The sequence below is a fragment of the Thermosporothrix hazakensis genome (assembly GCF_003253565.1).
Lineage (GTDB): Bacteria > Chloroflexota > Ktedonobacteria > Ktedonobacterales > Ktedonobacteraceae > Thermosporothrix > Thermosporothrix hazakensis.
The window spans coordinates 19,282-35,348 of sequence record NZ_QKUF01000030.1; the positions used below are offsets into that span (position 1 = coordinate 19,282).

Here is a 16,067-nt window from a genome sequence, read left to right on the forward strand (position 1 = left end):
TGGAATGCGAGTCATTTTTGTGGCGTTGAGCAAGTTCAGTGTAGGAGAGCTGCATAACGCGCTCTGCGTGGCCCAACAATTGCAGCGTCGTGGGGCCGAGGTGCTCTTTTTAACGCCACCTGAGCAGCAAGCGTATGCTGAGGCTGCGGGGATGCAGGTAAGAGTGCTGCCGCTGAAGCTTCATCAACAGATACAGGAGGTGATAGAAGACTTTCGCCCTGATGCCGTGGTGTTGGCTGATTACTATCTACTGGATATCGAGAGCGAGATACTGGATCTGGAAGCTCTGTTGCGTTTGCCGGTTCCATGCGCCACCTTTGACTCGTTCCGGTGGGCGCCAGAGCCGCGCACAGTTGAAAACAGGTTGATTCGTCCACAGGATGAACGCCTGTTTAAAGGCAAGTTTGATCGTCTGGCACGGGTGCGAGCGCTGCCCGAGGGAGTGCAGATCTTGCGGGCCTGTCCGGTAAATGTGCCGACAAAGCCTGAGGGACGTGTCATCTCGCTCAAGATGTACGAGCAGCCATTTACGATCACGGAGGCGCGGCGTCGTGAAGTGCGTCAGCGCCTGGGGGTGCGGGAGGATGGCGAAAAGCTGGTGATGTTTGCAAAGGCTTCCTGGGCGCTCAAGGCGATGTATTACCGCATGTTGCAGTCTGGTGGGCGTGCGGCGCGCCTGACCTATAGTTATGAAGATTTCTTGCAAGAGCTTCTGATACATTATATTGCGGAAGTAGATGCACCGGTAACGGTGGTGGGAGTAATGCCGCAGGGGAAAGGAGAGGTGTATAGACAGGAGCAGAGGCGCTTTGTAAGTATGCCCTTTCTTCCAATGAACGAGTTCACCGAACTGGTGCTCTCTTGCGATCTGTTTGTGACGGATAATATGCCCTCCAGCGCTACGACAAGGGCCGTTTTCGGGCGTGTACCGGTCATTGTGCTGACTAATACGCTGCTCACCGGGACGCAGGATGGCTCACCATTGACCTTCCCGGAGCATCTGCGACTTTCGGAAGAGGGTGCGGCGCTGATCCAGAAGTGGAATAGTCTGCTTCATGGCGGAATTTATCCCTTTACGATTTATCCAAACGGCTGGATCGACGAATTACGACCGCTGTTTCAGAATAACCCGTATTGTACCACACTGGTTCAGGCGGAGATGTATGCATTGAGCGAGACTGCGCACTGCTTCGCGGAGCTGCTCTGTAACAGGAAAGCCCGTGAGGTGCTTCAGGCGCGGCAACAGGCATATATCGAACAGGTCGTTGGACTGCCGCCAACCTATGACCTCTTTGAGACATGGATTGCAACCATGAAAGGAGTATATGCATGAATACCGGATTACTGACAGTGACACACGAGCAGGCAGTGATGAAAGATGAGGCGGGCTATGGCATTATCGCTTCCTTTGGTGATGTCATGAAAGAGTACGCGGCCATTCGCAGCAGTGTGGGTATCTTTGATATGTCCACGCATGGTAAATTCCGGGTCAGCGGAGATGAGCATGTGGCCTGGGTTTCAAAAATGGTCAGCCGGGATATCGAGTTCTTGAATAGCGAGACCGAAATCTTCGCGCTCTGTCTGGACGAAGAAGCAAAGCTGCTTGGTATCGTGACACTGTACAAGTATGATGATGCGATTGTGATTGAGACCGAGACCACCGACCGCAAACGTCTGACGGAGTGGTTTGAGCAACATCGGGAAGAGGGTGTTGAGATTGAGGATATCAGTGATGAGTATGCGCTGATCGGGCTTGAGGGACCACTGGCTTTTAAGGTGGCGCAAACACTGCTTGATTACGAGATCAGCAGCATTCCCTTCCAGGGCTTTGTCGAAGTAGAGCGTGATGGCGCCACCCTGTTACTGGCCCGCACTGGCTACACTGGCGAGTATGGGTATAAGGTCTTTGTTCCGGCGTCTGTGGCAGGCGAGGTCTGGCATGAGCTGTACGCAAAAACACAGGAGCTTGGCGGAACGCAGTGCGGAAGTGAAGCGCTGGAGATCACCATGCTGGAAGTGCGACAGCCAATCGGCCATATTGAGGCGCGTGAGATCCCCGTTCTTGAAGCTGGTCTGGGCTGGCTGATCGATTTCGGCAAGATGGATGCATATATCGGTCAGGAGGCAATCAATGAGCAGGCTGCACAGCCGGTTGAGCGCCGAATGATTGGCTTTATCGTCGAGAAGCAGGCACAGATCGAGGCGGGCGATGCAATTGTGCTCGACGATCAGGTTATTGGGCGAGTCGTCACAGCTTGCTATAGCCCGACGCTGGATGCGATTCTTGGCCTGGCGCTGAACAATGAGCCGTTCACCGTTCCCGGTTTAACCTGGACCGTGCGCACCGCAGAAGGCACTGAATATGCGGCTGAGTCTGCTTCTTCGCCGTACATTGTGCCAAGATCCTGGAAAGTGAAGATGCTCTAAGAGGGCGATTCCGAGGAGCAGCCAGCTCCTCGGGTTCCCTTCCGTGCAGGGAGAAAAGGAGAGACGCTGATGAGTATAGCTATCGTACAGGAGTGCCTGGAGATAGAGGGCGTGGTGCTGAAGAAGTTGCAGCGGCATGCTGATGAGCGCGGTTTTTTCCTGGAGCTGATTCGTCAGAATGACCCGTTTTTTGCCGAGGGCTTCGGGCAATTGAGCCATAGCAAGATGTATCCGGGAGTGGCGAAGGCATGGCATATTCATAAAACACAGGTTGATTGGTGGTATGTGGCGCTTGGACGGTTGAAAGTGGGGCTTTCGGATCGGCGTCCTGATTCCCCGACGTTTGGCAGAACTATCACCCTGTTTCTGGGTGAGGATCTTGAGCCTGCGGTGTTAAAGATCCCACCCGGGGTGGCGCATGGCTGTAAGGCGATTGGCGGTGTTTCGCATCTCTTCTATGTGACATCAAGCATCTATAACCCGGAGGAAGAGGGACGTATCCCGCATGATGATCCTGAGATAGGCTACGACTGGAAGAGCGGAGCGACGATCAAATGAAAGCGTTAGTTTTAAGCGGCGGCAAGGGAACGCGGCTGCATCCGCTGACCTACACCAATGCCAAGCAGTTGATTCCGGTGGCCAATAAACCAGTGCTCTTTTATGCGTTGGAAAAGATCGTCGCTGCCGGCATTTATGAGATTGGGATTGTGGTTGGCGACACGCGCGAAGAGATTATCGCTGCGGTTGGTGATGGCCGCCAATTCGGTGAGCAGGTCTCTATCTCCTATATTCATCAAGAACAGCCGCTCGGGCTGGCCCATGCGGTAAAGCTCGCGCAACCTTTTCTTCAGAATGACCGCTTCTTGATGTTCCTGGGCGATAACTTCATTGAGGAGCCGCTAGGTGAACTGGTCGCGCATTTTGCCGCCCCTGATTGCCTCGATCACGCAAAGGTATGCTTAACGCGAGTTGAGGCGCCGCAACAGTTTGGGGTGGCACTGCTTTCCGAGGAGCAAGAGCGGCTGGTGAGAGTGGTGGAGAAGCCGAGAGAGCCGATCAGCGATCTGGCGATAGTAGGTGTCTACCTCTTTGATGCACATATCTTTGAGGCGGTTAACGCAATTCACCCTTCTGCGCGGGGTGAGCTGGAAATCACCGATGCGATTCAATATCTCATTGACCGGGGCTACAGAGTGAGTCCGCATCTCTTGCGTGGGTACTGGATTGATACGGGGAGGATGCAGGATATGTTGAACGCAAATCGTACTGTGCTGAGCCAGATGCAGGGAGCGCTGGCGCCCGGGGTCGAGATTGATGAGCGCTCGTGTCTCTATGGTGAAGTGGTGCTGGAGGAAAATGTGCGGCTGATTAACAGCGTGGTACGGGGACCATCGATTATCGGGCGCAATGTCGTCCTGGAAAATACATATATTGGTCCTTTTACCTCAATAGCTCATGACACAGTCGTTATGAATAGCGAGATTGAGCACAGTATCATTCTGGAGGGATGCACCATCCAGGCAATTGGCGGGCGTATCGAAGATAGTTTGATTGGTCGCCATACACAGATCTACCCGACGCAGGGCCGTCCTGGAGCGCATCGGTTATTGCTTGGAGATCATAGCAGCATCGGGCTGATGTCTGCTTAGTATAAAAGAAAGAGGAGATGGCGAAGTGCGTATTCTCGTCACAGGAGGCGCTGGCTTTATCGGCAGTAATTTTGTGTCGTTTCTGCTTCAGCACTATCCGACCTATGAGGTGGTGATCCTGGATAAGTTGACCTATGCAGGGAATCTGCTGAACCTCACGGAGGAACTGGAACGGTCAAACTGTACCTTCCAGGAAGGTGATATCTGCAACCCCTTGCAGGTTGAGCGGGCCATCCGAGGATGTCAGGCTGTTGTACATTTCGCTGCTGAAACGCATGTAGATCGCTCTATTGTGGCTCCGGAAGTGTTTATCAAGACAAATGTGGAGGGCACCTATGTGCTGCTGGAGGCGGCGCGGAAACATCATATTCAGCGCTTTATCCATATCTCAACCGATGAGGTGTATGGAAATGCGCTTTCACCGGAGGGGATCAGTCGTCCCTCGTTAGAGACTGATCCGCAGCGGCCGATGTCGCCTTACGCTGCCAGCAAAGCCGCAGCGGATAGCCTGGCCTATTCGTACTGGACGACTTATGGCGTGCCAGTGGTCATTACACGTTGTGGCAATAACTATGGCCCGCGCCAGTATCCGGAGAAACAGCTACCGCATTTCATTCTCTGTGCACAGGAGAAACGACCGTTACCGATTTATGGCACAGGACAGAATGTACGTGACTGGATTCACGTCTACGACCATGCGGCGGCTATTCTGACGCTGCTTCATGAAGATGGGAAGCTGGTTCATGGTGAAGTGTTTAACGTGGGGGCTGGTGAGGAGCGCACAATACTGGAAAATGCTTGCACAGTATTGGATCTGTTGAGAAGACCAAGAAGCTTGATTCAATTTGTTCCTGATCGACCAGGGCATGTCAGACGCCACGCTGTTGATACAACCAAGATCCGGCGCGTGTGTGGCTGGCAGCCTCGGGTGCGTTTTCGCGAGGGCATTGAACAGACAGTGCGTTGGTATCAGGAACATCCGGAGTGGATCGCGGCGACGCGTGCCAGATATGACGATTTTGTACGCAGAGTTTTTGAGCTCGAGGCGGAGGCTGCATGAGTACCTTTCTTGTGACAGGGGGCAGTGGCTGTATTGGCAGTCGGATACTGCATCGGCTAGGAGCGCAGGGACATACCGTATATGCGCTCCAGCGGAGCGAGTTCATCCGGCGTGAGCCGGGAGTGCAATATGAGTACTGCGACCTGACCACGATTTCGGAAGCCAGGCTGTGCGCTTTGTTTGAGCGAGTACAGCCTGAGGTGTTGATCCATTGCGCCGCTCTGACCAACGTTGATGCCTGTGAGGGGCTGCGAGAACTGGCATATGCTCTCAACGCTGCTGCAACCTATCGTTTGGCCCGAGTCTGTGGCCGGTATGGCGTTCACTGTCTCTTCCTTTCAACCGATTATGTCTATGACGGGACGTCACCTCGACCTTATCTAGAAGAGGATCAGGTGCGGCCCTTGAGCGTCTATGGGCAGAGCAAGCTGCTCGGGGAGCGGGCAGTACAGGAGGTCTGTGAGAGCTGGACCATCTGCCGAACCGCTGTGGTGTATGGCTCTGTGGGGGGAGCGCGGCAGGACTTTACTCTCTGGCTGGCGCAGCAGCTTCAGCGGAAACAACCAGTGCGTATTGTGTGCGATCAAGTCAGTTCTCCAACCTATGTAGAGGATCTGGTTGAGCAGATCCTTGCTCTGGCTTCCCTGCGGGCACAAGGGATCTATCATACGGCTGGCAGTTCGATGCTTGATCGTTATCAGTTTGCGTTACTGGTGGCACGTTTTCTGAGCGCTAATGAGACATTGATTTCGCCGATTTTGAGCGATGAATTGGCGCAAAAGGCGCAACGACCCACATACGCAGGACTCTGTATTGAGAAAATCAGCAGGAAGATCGGAGTGCGTCCACTCTCTGTAGAAGAAGGGCTGACACGCTGTATGACCGCGATCAAGGAACAAAGTTTGCTTTCAGCTGCATAAAGGAAAGGAGTCTATCCTATGTCCAGGCCATCAACCGTTCTCGCTTTTGCTGCTTCGATGACTATTACCGCCATTATGACAGTGACAAGCTATATCGGAATCTATCTCCTGACGCATCCTGAGAAAGAAACGCAGAAGGGAGAAGAAAAGGTACAGGCGCAAGAGATACTGGCAAAGGCAGCATAGGAGGGGAAGCGGATGAATGCTTGTGACTTTGCCAGTCTTACCCATCGAGAGTTGTGCGATCTGGCGCGGAAACTGGGAAATACGAGAATGGAAGCTATTCGCGTGCTGTTGCATGGTAGGCCGAGAACAATTCATCTGAAGCTGGAAGCAGATAATCCGACTGGCTCGGTGAAGGATCGCACGGCCTGGGGATTGCTACAGACGTTGGAGCGGCGCGGGAGATTGCAGCCAGGCTCATGTCTGGTGGAATCAACATCGGGAAATCTCGGGGTAGCGCTGGCCTTTCTCTGCCGCTTGCGTGGATATAGCTTTATTGCCGTAGTTGATCCAAAGACGACACCTGAGAATGTTTCGCGCATGCAGGCACTTGGTGCCGAGGTTGATATGGTACGCCAGCCCGATGAGCATGGGGGGTATCTGCTCTCGCGGCTGGCCCGTATTCGGGAATATTGTGAGCGTTCCGCCCACTACGTCTGGCCGAATCAGTATGCTAATGCGGCCAATCCGCTGGTGCATCGCCAGATGACCGGGCCTGAGATCTATCGCCAGATGCAGGGAAAGGTCGATGCTATCTTTCTCGCGGTGTCAACGGGCGGAACACTGGCCGGAATTGCTGAATACTTCCGTGAGGTCAGCCCGAGAACGCGGATTATCGCCGTTGATGCTTATGGGTCAGTTGTGTTTGGAACGCCAGCGGCGCCGAGAAAATTAACGGGGATAGGTGCCTCTCAGCCCTCTCGTTTTCTGCGTCGCGAACACTATGACGAGTACCTGCTGGTGACGGATCGGGAAGCCTTTTCGGTGTGCCGTTCACTGGCTGCCTCTGTGCAGATACAGGTGGGGGGATCGAGTGGTGCGGTGCTCGCGGCCTGCCTGCGCTATCTGGAACAGCATTCTGAGCTTGAGCGTGTGGTGTGTCTGTGCCCCGATGGAGGCGCAAACTATACGTCTTCGATCTATCAGGATGCCTGGTTACAGGAGAATGGAATAGAGCTGGATAAGATTGATTGTTTTGAGCGTGCCTTGAGTCTGAAAGGAACGAAAGATGCGAGACGGTTTTGTGTATCTCTCGCGTAAGGATGTGATGCGAGCCTGCGCTGATCTCGATAGCGTTGCTGTGATGCGAGAAGTGTTTCAGCTGCATGGTCGCGGTCAGACGATTCTGCCTGATGAGGCGTATCTTGGGTGGGTGAATGAGGAGGGAGAGCACGTGCGCAGCCTGAATATGCCGGCCTATGTCGGGGGAGCGATTCGATTTGCAGGCACGAAAGTAATTAATGGGAACATTGCGAATCCACAACGGCGCGGTATTCCTCGGGCCAGCGGACTGACGTTACTCTATGACGAGGTGACGGCGCAGGTAGTATGTGTGATGGAAGCGGCCTATCTTTCGAGCCTGCGAACGGCCAGTGTCAGTATCCTGTCTGCCTTGCTTTTACAGGGAGGGCTGATTGAGACGGTTGCCGTAATTGGGGCAGGCGTGATTGCGCAGCGACATCTGGAGTTGGTGTTGAAGTATCTGCCCGACGTGCAACGGCTCCTGGTCTATGATCTGGTCCCAGGACAGGTGGAGCAAGTGCGACAAGCATTGCAGTCTGAGTTGCTCCGGCGTGGAGTCACATTGGAAGAGGCGAAGTCGGCGGAAGCGGCGATTCGTCCGGCACAACTGGTAATTCCTGCGACGACGGTGACTGAAGGATATATCCAGTATGCATGGTTGCAACCTGGAACTATTGTGGTGCATGTTTCGCTGGATGATGTGCTGCCAGAGGTTGTGCTTCGAGCCGATGGGGTGATCGTCGATGATTGGGAACTGGTGCGCACTGATACCCGTCGCCTTCTGGGAAGAATGTATAGGAACGGGCAGCTTGTCGGGCCGGATGAAGCTTTGCCCGCTAAAGGGGAAGAGTGTCGGCGAGTTGATGCGCAATTAGGCGAGCTTGTCTGCGGGAAGCGAGGTGGGAGGAAAACGAAGGATGATATTCTCCTGGTGAATCCGTTCGGGCTTGCGATCGAAGATGTGGCGCTTGCATCGTACGTGTATCGAAAAGCAGGCCAGCTAGGACTGGGGATACAACTGTTGTATTAAAACGAAGTCAGATGTGCGCAGTATCGTGGTTGCATCCGTTATGTTTGTACCTCGGGTTAAAGGAGTACGAGAGAGATCAAGCATATACGAAAGATGCAAAGCATCATCAGATGCGAAAAGGGGCTGCACGTTGATTCAGTATCCAGATACATTTGGGGACAAGGAGCGTTGTTTTTCTGCAAGAATCTGAGAAGTCTCGCTCCCTGTTCCTCACTGTTTTCTGCGATCGAGGCTTCTGTTGTGCTCAACGCAGAAGAGAGAAGAGGAGGTACCCTCCTATAACTGCAATAATGAAGGCAGCAGGACCTATAAACAGAACATTTGTCCTATGAGATGGCGAGATGTGTTGTGTGCTTAGAGCAATTGCATTTACACTGCTCCTTTGCTCGAATGCCTTTTCAGGTTGAATCCCCCTTTTAGCTCCTGCTTCTATCTCACTTCCCTGTCTACTTGCTTGTTCCATTGACAAGGTAAATGCAAGTTCTATTTTAAAGTATGCTTTAAAATAGTAGTAGATATTATTTATGGTAAATACTTGAAATGATGGTTGATTTATAGTATCCTCTCTATAGATGTTTCTGATGGTGAGGCCACTCCCCGGTACTTCTGACTCGTTTTTCGTGGAAGAGAGGTGCATATGTCGAATAATATTGAATACACCAACCTGACGCTTGCGAACAGTGATTATAGCGATTTGTTGGAAAAGATTGAGAAGCTGCTGGATGAAGAGCTCAAGCGAATTCAAACCACAGGCAAAGGCAACTACTTTGGGATGACTCCGTATCCTGTTTTTGATATTGATAAGCTTGCGGAGGCTATGGCGAAGCAATTTATTGGCAGTAACCAATATCCATTTGAGAATATAGATGGAACGGCCTTCGCAACCGTGTACATGCCTGAGGTAGAGGCACAACAAAAGTTTAGTCAACAACTCCATTCTATTCTGCGAAAGATGCAGCGCTGTATGCAAAGTCTCTATTTCAAGCAACCGAATGCACCAAAGCAACAGACACCAAATGCTCTCCATATTTATATGAAGAAATTTGTTGAAGAGATAACAAAAACATTAAGTAGCTCCTCTCTTTCTTCTCAAACCGGTTCACAGATGCATGGGCTTACGTATGGAAGCTTCACTACTCCGTTTGATGTAAAGAAGAGACGCCTGAGTGTAACAAAGAATCCTGAGAGCAGTGAAGTGGGCGAAAAGATCTGGTTGAAGGGGCATAAACTCACGGTCCAGGTCCAGAACATTGGTCAGTTTGACCGGGATGTTATTGATGGCATTATGACACGGCTTAAACAAATGCGTGAGGCGGGTGAAGAGCTTGATGATGAAAGTCTGAGTGACGTACAGGATGAACTGAAGAGAAAAGCGGCGGCACCGACATCGGACCTGCAAGCGTTGCGGAACGCGGTTATTGCTGAGACGGTTGCGCGTATCTTTCGGGAATGTAAAGTGCGCTATTTGCAATACCTGCTCAATGGCATGAAGGTATGGAACAAGCCGGGAAAAGAGCGGGGGATGCGCCTGCTTGAGAACCTGATTGCGCGCCTGCGGGCGCTTGACGAGTATAGTCGTGCTTATGATCTTGAGCACTATGAGGTGACCTTTCAGCAGCGTACCTATAACTTTAAGGAGATTCTGTCCGGGGCAGCTGCTTTTGATTCCCTGCCTATTATTACCGAGATTGAAGGCCTGCTGAATGAGACAACCGATGTGCAGCAAGGAATAAAGACCTTTATTGTGGGGGTGAAGCTGAAACTCAATGGCAAGGTGCAGGTCCACGGAGGCAAGAATGACACCGTGTTTGATTATAACATCAGCCTGCTCGACCCTCAGACTCCCCTTTATAAGAGGCGTAAGGCAGCGGCGATTGATGAAGAGAGATTCTATGAAAAAGTGCTGCATGTGGCCTTGCTCTATCTTGTGCTGGTAAGGTTAGATGATCCTACCTTTGATGCGGTTGCATTCTTTGAGAAGAAAATACGTCCAGTGCTGCAAACTGGCTCTGAAGAGGAGAAACTGGATGTTCTCCTGAAGATTAAGCGAGGCATTGAGGCTGGAAAGAAGGCTGAAGAGTATATCAGAACGCTCAAAGATCTGCTCGTTGAGTTTATCAAACATCAATCTATCGGACCAGACATGGCACCGGAAACGCTGGTGTTGAGTCTGAAGTCTTCGCTGCTGAATACTGATCTGGACTCGATCGTTAATTCGCATATCTACTTTCAGGAATTTGTTCCTCAGCAGTCGAAAAGTGTGTTGAAACATGTTGCGGTGGAAGAGGCCAGAACCAGTAACGACGCACTCTGTAAACTGCCACTTCAGATCCAATTCGAGCCACTCTACTACTATCCAGCAGATACGCTGGAAGAGGTGTACACCATGAAGTACACAGCCACCCAGTTGAAGACGCTCCCCGTGATGCTGGTGCCGGTTGACAATAGTGAGTATCTCAGAGATATTAAGAATTCGTTTGGAAAACTGAACCGAATCGCTCTCTATTATCGGCACCATACATGGTATTCGGACTCGCCGGAAGCCTTTGTCTATCGCTTTACCTATATCACGCTTGCCTATATCTTTGTGAAGATGCTTGCAAGCTATGCGGTGGGGAAGGGGGAGGATCCGGACCTGTTCTTGCCCATTTTGTGTATCCATGATCGCGATGAGGCTGAAGCAGATGTCAATCGGCATGATGAGACGGTGTACAAGGAAGAGGAGCAAAAAACAGTACAACTCAGCGATGAAGCCTTTATCCATTCGTTTGCCAAGCTCCTCGATTTTCTTCTAAGTCAGGATTATCTAAGCAGCTCGCAAGGTTTCAAGCGTGACACGATTCAAGGTGCGAAGCAGGGAATTCATAAGCGGAGAAACGCGCTTGCCTCCTTGTTTTCAGCACTTCCACGTTCCTTTGTAAAGCAGTTGGCACAACCGAACAGGGACTATGCGTTGAAAAAGCTTGCCCTGGTGATCGTTTCCAGTCGTCCAAGCGATAAGAATAGGAAAGCGCAAGAACCGGATTCAATTGAGGGTGCGACACTGTATGGTCAGATTGTTGGGATTGAACGGCTTGATACAGGCGCTATCAGGCTTGGCCTGCTTACCACCTTCTCTGCCAACCTTGAGAAGAAGGAGCTCTACTCTCGTCCCCAGGCCTTGATAGACCAGCTTCGAAAATATGCAGCTCAGGGTTACTCTCATTTTCTCTATGTCGCGCATGCGCCATATAATCGGACTCTCAAGGTAGAACAGCTAGATCTTTACTTTATGAATGAATCCGTTATTCAGGCGCTGCGTGAAATTCCCGCAGGTGAGAAGGGTGAACATATTCGGGTCTATCCGATTTTCTGTGACAAATACTACGTTGTCAATCGTAAACCACGGGCCAGATCAAGTGTCCCGGACGTGAATTCGCTCTATATCGATGATATTGGAGAGCTTGCGCAGGTGTCACGTGATACCAGCAAAAAAGCTATTCTCTTTTTCAATATCTTTACCGGGAAAACGATTAATCCTGAGTCTGTCTACAATGGTGTGATGTCGTATACGACGCTGGTGAACACCTATCAGAATGATGTGACCTACGATCAATACATCTGGAGTGACCTGCTCAGTTTGAGTAGTGAGAATTCTCTAAGAGCCGAAATCCTGGAGATGCTGACCCTCTTTCACTTCTGGCGTTTTGAGAAAGGCAACGAGATTAGGAATGTTAACAAGACTGGGAAAGACAAAAGGATTCAGATTCAGATGAAACTGGACCCCTATAGCCAGATTATTGGGACAGACTCAGTTGGCAAACTCAGCATTTATCCTCATATGCGGAGCAAAGTGCGTTTTAATGCATTGTCTTATCTGACAGAGGTCCGTTCTGTCTTGCGCAAGCAAAAGAATGAAGGTGAGCGATGATGGGAGAGAAACCACAGCAAGAAAACAAGAAGAAGCTTTTCGGGACCCATCTTGGTCGTGTGTTTGAGGTCGGTTTTAATATCGGGCTGCTCGAAAGCCTGGAGCGCCATGAGATTACTGCCTACTATGGTGATACCTATAAGCAAGATTTGCAGAAATTGTATGCCCCGCGTCTGATTCAGCAGTTGCAGAAATATGCAGATGTCAGTGACAGTTGGAGTAAAGCAAATATCGAGCGCTGGGGCTATTTTATCCTCATGCGTGGCTACCTCAGTGGCTTGACCTTTTTTACGGAATATCTGCAGTCGTTTCAACATGCAGATTATAGATGTGTCTATATCCAGTGCAATTTTTATGGCTCGAACAGCCTGGGAACCTATACTGAGAAGGACTCGCGCTCTGCTGCCCTGGAGCTTATCCAGCAGTTTGATCGTGCAGGCTATGAGGTTGAGTTGACCGAGGGAGACCTGAGAGAATATCAGCGTACGGGAGAATTTCTAAATGCAGATACATTGCTGTTGTTGACCAACGGAAAAAAATGGCGGATGTTCTGCGTTGATCTCTCAATCTTCACTGTACGCACGCTTGAAGACACCCATGATCTGACCGATATCGCCTTTCTACAGCAGATGCTTGTGCGTGAGCTATCTTATCTGAGAAGCAAGAGTGTCTTTACAAACTTGAGTATTGACGCCGATCTTGACACGACTGCTGACGTGATGCTCTCTTCGCAATTGAATCACTATTTTAAGGCATTTCAGCATCACGATAAAGAGAGTGTAAAGCTGATTCAGGCGGCTAGCTATGCATACAGCTTTTATGCGTTCCTGCGGCGAAAAGCGGTACTCGATGAGCGAAGCGACCTGTTTATCAACGCGCTTGGCTATACAGATCGTGGTTGGAGTGGAATCGCTGTGCATCAGAAGGCGGATAAAGCCAGTCAGATGGATCTGCTGAAGACCTGCGCGGAGATTTATCGTCAAAAGCCATATGATCAGCAGATCGACGAGGCACGCAACGAACTGCTTCGCTCAATAGAACAGACCGCAGGGCTTAGCTTTAGCGGAAGTGCTGGGCGTGCGTTCGTGCGCAATTTGGTTCATCTGGTGGAGAGGGGTGATGGTATTCGCTGGTTGGACCATGAAGAGATACTCGAAGGGTTTGCCAGTACATGGACGCCTTTGCAGCCCGAGATTCTCAACGAGGAGGCGCAGAAGTGGCTTGAGATGAGTGGTTTTCAGGGAAAAACCTTGCAGGATGCGCATGCGGAACTGATCAAGCAAGCGTTGCGAAGTGATCGACTCTATCTCTTCCTGACGGGGAGTCCTGGCATTGGTAAGACGACGGCCCTGACCTCGTTCTTGAAAGAAGCCGAAGCAAATGGTGAGGGTTTTCTGTTGCTCTATGCGAGCCCACGAAAGCAGGTCAATCGGGATATCATCAAGAAATTCCGAGAGGAGCCAGCATCACAGCATTTGTTTGCTCTGACCACCAACTCAACTATTTTACGCGCTCATGGTTCTCGGAATGGTCCTCAGAAGAAGACAGCGTACTTTTATTCACCCGAACGCAGTGCTCGCTTCTTTGAGGGAGGTATTGACTTTCTTCCTGCGGACGAAGCGGAAATGCAGCCCTCGTTCCAGCGAGCGCGTGAGCTAGAGGAGATTCAAGAGGGCTTGCTTGTTGACAAGGGAGAGCGCGTATATGGTGTGCTCGATAGTCTGTGCAGCGCAATCAATGTCGTCTTGAGCCGAGATATCTCGCGCTCGGTGGTAGCCTCGGTCGCAATTCAGTCTCTCAAAAGAGTGGGCAGGGGAGAGAACACCACGCTGGATCATCTCAAAAAGATGCTCAGAAGCGTTTCCAACGATCATGGCATTATTCCTGCTAAGATGCACGAGCTCAGGAAGCGGATCAAGCATGTCTTCATTATGATTGACGAAGTAACCGGCGATGAGGGTGGAGCCGCTTTTCTGGCGGGGCTACAGCGTTTCCTGAGCAATAATGGGCTGTTGGACCCCACTTATGGCTTCAACACAAAGATCATCGTTGCCGATGCCTCTATTGTGGATTCACGTGTCATCAAACAGCATCTTGAAAAAGATGATTTTGAGCCGAACAAGATTTACTTCCGTAAGCTGGCAAAGGAAGAACAGACTACTCCATTGAGTGTACAGGAGATCTCCTTTAAGCTTAAAAAAGGGTGGCTCATTAATGCGAACGTCTATCCTGCGGAACGGCTGAAGCTGCGGTATGAAGTAGCAGTCGATACGCTTCATTATCAGGAAGAACGCTATGAGGATCGGAGCAAGCAGATCAAGCAAGAGACACATGAGCGTATCATCAGATCAATTTTGCAGACCTTAGAGCGCGCCGATCACCAGCAATTGTTGGTCTATATTCAAGATAAGATGCGCCTCTCTGAAATTATGCAAGCAGTATACAAGCGGCGGCAGGGTGATTTCAAAAGAGGGGTGCATTACCTGGATATTCACGCGAATAATTCTGAGTATGAGCGGCGCGAGATCGAGGCTCGGCGCGAAAAGGTAAAAATTATCTTTATGACAGCCTCTGCCAGTCGAGGTCTCTCCTTCCCTCATGCGCGCCATATCATTGTTGATATTCCGCACTTTGAGATTGAACAGAACCTGATGGAGATCCTGCAAGTGATCTATCGTGGACGCGGGCAGGAGCAATACAACCGTGGCGAGAAGCAAATTACCTTCTATCTGACAGAACGAATTGCCTATCTCAAACCGGAAGATCGGGAGCTGTCTGTCCGTGAGCGAATGATAGATCTGCTCAATATGCTCATTTTGCTTAAGGCGGCGATTCTGACACGCATCCAGGGCTATGGAAATATCAGCAGAAAGAAGTATGTCATTATTCCTATTGGAGGGAAAGCTGTTGCTTCCTCTGGGGAGACGCTAACCTCACGGATTGGACGTTTACTTAAAGAGCTTCAGGATCAGCAGCGCCTCAAATGGGAGAATGAGGATCTGAAGTATGTACGTCAGGCGCTTCAAGATTTGCTAGGAAGTGCGGAGATTAAATTACAGCATTATGGGGGAGATGCTACTCAGGCGTTTGTTCCGCTGTTGCCGACCTTCTATCAGGAGTTTGTAGAGCGTGTGCGCGGTGGTCTGCATGGTCTGTTAGGATGGAAACGCTTTGAAACGGCCTACATCTGTGGCGGGCTGCTTGTCGCTCCGTGCGTTGGCCGCAATATGCAGGAAAGCTACTGGCTCCATGCGAACAAATTACTGCGAGAGAAGGTGGGGAGCAAGGAAGAGCTCTTAGCACGGATGGAGGCGCTGGCGCGAGATCGCGACTATCCTGATTCTTTGCATGATACATTGAGAGATGCGATCGCCTTAATCAAGGGCTTGGAGCGCTATGATTCGCATGTGACCTCGCGGTATAAGCAGGATAGCTGGCATAAGGATCAGCACTGTGCCTTTCCCTTGGTCTGCCTGGTTGCCTATCCTGTTTTTCAAGCGTACTTCCAGGGAAAGCCGCAGCGTGAAGAGCAGGCGGAAACCTCCTTCCGGGCGCTGCTACAGACATATCTGCGTAGTGTTTGCACGAATGCTGATAGCATCTTACCTCTTGGCAGCATGTACGAAGATTTTCCCTTTTTGATCTTTCGCAGTCTGAGCCTGGGGGAAGCGCGGCGCAAGATCTTTACTGGAAACTATCTCTTTATGTCACATGAGATGAACATTCTCAACCTGCTGCTTGCAACTGATCGGGTCTGAATGGACGCCTGATCGGCGTGTTCGGTTTGTTTTCTCAGCAGGAGCCAGAGATTTTGTGTAATGTGAGT

12 protein-coding genes are annotated in these 16,067 nt (G+C 50.8%); 11 read left to right on the forward strand and 1 reads right to left on the reverse strand.

Features of this window, described 5'->3' with window-relative positions:
* Positions 1-4 precede the first annotated feature (4 nt).
* The 9 genes from EI42_RS32085 (at position 5) to EI42_RS26055 (ending at position 8,331) form a co-directional block, all read left to right on the forward strand.
* Positions 5-1,333, forward strand: coding sequence for a DUF6365 family protein (locus tag EI42_RS32085; RefSeq protein WP_137686249.1), 1,329 nt, complete (start codon positions 5-7; stop codon positions 1,331-1,333).
* Complete coding sequence (locus EI42_RS26025) at positions 1,330-2,427, forward strand: aminomethyl transferase family protein (protein WP_170142917.1); 1,098 nt, start codon at positions 1,330-1,332, stop codon at positions 2,425-2,427. The genes EI42_RS32085 and EI42_RS26025 overlap by 4 nt, the downstream gene beginning before the upstream one ends.
* Positions 2,428-2,496: 69 nt before the next feature.
* On the forward strand, positions 2,497-2,985 hold the full coding sequence (locus tag EI42_RS26030; protein ID WP_111325569.1) for a dTDP-4-dehydrorhamnose 3,5-epimerase family protein: 489 nt from the start codon (positions 2,497-2,499) through the stop codon (positions 2,983-2,985).
* Positions 2,982-4,076, forward strand: coding sequence for a glucose-1-phosphate thymidylyltransferase (locus tag EI42_RS26035; protein WP_111325570.1), 1,095 nt, complete (start codon positions 2,982-2,984; stop codon positions 4,074-4,076). Before EI42_RS26030 ends, EI42_RS26035 begins: the two co-directional genes overlap by 4 nt.
* A 25-nt stretch (positions 4,077-4,101) precedes the next feature.
* Complete coding sequence (rfbB, locus tag EI42_RS26040; RefSeq protein ID WP_111325571.1) at positions 4,102-5,136, forward strand: dTDP-glucose 4,6-dehydratase; 1,035 nt, start codon at positions 4,102-4,104, stop codon at positions 5,134-5,136.
* Complete coding sequence (gene rfbD, locus EI42_RS26045) at positions 5,133-6,056, forward strand: dTDP-4-dehydrorhamnose reductase (RefSeq protein WP_111325572.1); 924 nt, start codon at positions 5,133-5,135, stop codon at positions 6,054-6,056. The genes rfbB and rfbD overlap by 4 nt, the downstream gene beginning before the upstream one ends.
* 18 nt (positions 6,057-6,074) lie before the next feature.
* Positions 6,075-6,242 carry a hypothetical protein gene (locus EI42_RS32830; RefSeq protein WP_170142918.1) on the forward strand — a complete coding sequence of 56 codons (168 nt, stop codon included), beginning with the start codon at positions 6,075-6,077 and terminating at the stop codon, positions 6,240-6,242.
* A gap of 12 nt (positions 6,243-6,254) precedes the next feature.
* Positions 6,255-7,319, forward strand: a complete 1,065-nt coding sequence (gene sbnA / locus EI42_RS26050; RefSeq protein ID WP_111325573.1) for a 2,3-diaminopropionate biosynthesis protein SbnA — start codon at positions 6,255-6,257, stop codon at positions 7,317-7,319.
* Positions 7,288-8,331 carry an ornithine cyclodeaminase family protein gene (locus tag EI42_RS26055; protein WP_211326349.1) on the forward strand — a complete coding sequence of 348 codons (1,044 nt, stop codon included), beginning with the start codon at positions 7,288-7,290 and terminating at the stop codon, positions 8,329-8,331. Before sbnA ends, EI42_RS26055 begins: the two co-directional genes overlap by 32 nt.
* A gap of 244 nt (positions 8,332-8,575) precedes the next feature.
* Here the strand turns inward: EI42_RS26055 and EI42_RS33485 are convergent, their stop codons facing one another.
* On the reverse strand, positions 8,576-8,968 hold the full coding sequence (locus EI42_RS33485) for a hypothetical protein (protein WP_111325574.1): 393 nt from the start codon (positions 8,966-8,968) through the stop codon (positions 8,576-8,578).
* Here EI42_RS33485 and EI42_RS26065 point away from each other — a divergent pair, their 5' ends adjacent.
* Both EI42_RS26065 and EI42_RS26070 read left to right on the forward strand, forming a co-directional pair.
* Entirely contained in the window at positions 8,969-12,241 is a 3,273-nt protein-coding gene (locus tag EI42_RS26065) for a hypothetical protein (RefSeq protein ID WP_111325575.1), read from the forward strand.
* The gene (locus tag EI42_RS26070) at positions 12,238-15,999 is read left to right on the forward strand and encodes a helicase-related protein (RefSeq protein WP_111325576.1); all 3,762 of its coding nucleotides are present in this window, start codon (positions 12,238-12,240) and stop codon (positions 15,997-15,999) included. Before EI42_RS26065 ends, EI42_RS26070 begins: the two co-directional genes overlap by 4 nt.
* Positions 16,000-16,067: the final 68 nt, after the last annotated feature.

Coding starts and splice junctions, on each gene's coding strand:
- sbnA (WP_111325573.1), top strand. CDS start 6,255: ATGAATGCTTGTGACTTTGCCAGTCTTACCCATCGAGAGTTGTGCGAT.
- EI42_RS26055 (WP_211326349.1), top strand. CDS start 7,288: ATGCGAGACGGTTTTGTGTATCTCTCGCGTAAGGATGTGATGCGAGCC.
- EI42_RS26035 (WP_111325570.1), top strand. CDS start 2,982: ATGAAAGCGTTAGTTTTAAGCGGCGGCAAGGGAACGCGGCTGCATCCG.
- EI42_RS26030 (WP_111325569.1), top strand. CDS start 2,497: ATGAGTATAGCTATCGTACAGGAGTGCCTGGAGATAGAGGGCGTGGTG.
- EI42_RS26025 (WP_170142917.1), top strand. CDS start 1,330: ATGAATACCGGATTACTGACAGTGACACACGAGCAGGCAGTGATGAAA.
- EI42_RS26065 (WP_111325575.1), top strand. CDS start 8,969: ATGTCGAATAATATTGAATACACCAACCTGACGCTTGCGAACAGTGAT.
- rfbD (WP_111325572.1), top strand. CDS start 5,133: ATGAGTACCTTTCTTGTGACAGGGGGCAGTGGCTGTATTGGCAGTCGG.
- EI42_RS32830 (WP_170142918.1), top strand. CDS start 6,075: ATGTCCAGGCCATCAACCGTTCTCGCTTTTGCTGCTTCGATGACTATT.
- EI42_RS32085 (WP_137686249.1), top strand. CDS start 5: ATGCGAGTCATTTTTGTGGCGTTGAGCAAGTTCAGTGTAGGAGAGCTG.
- EI42_RS26070 (WP_111325576.1), top strand. CDS start 12,238: ATGATGGGAGAGAAACCACAGCAAGAAAACAAGAAGAAGCTTTTCGGG.
- EI42_RS33485 (WP_111325574.1), bottom strand. CDS start 8,968: ATGCACCTCTCTTCCACGAAAAACGAGTCAGAAGTACCGGGGAGTGGC.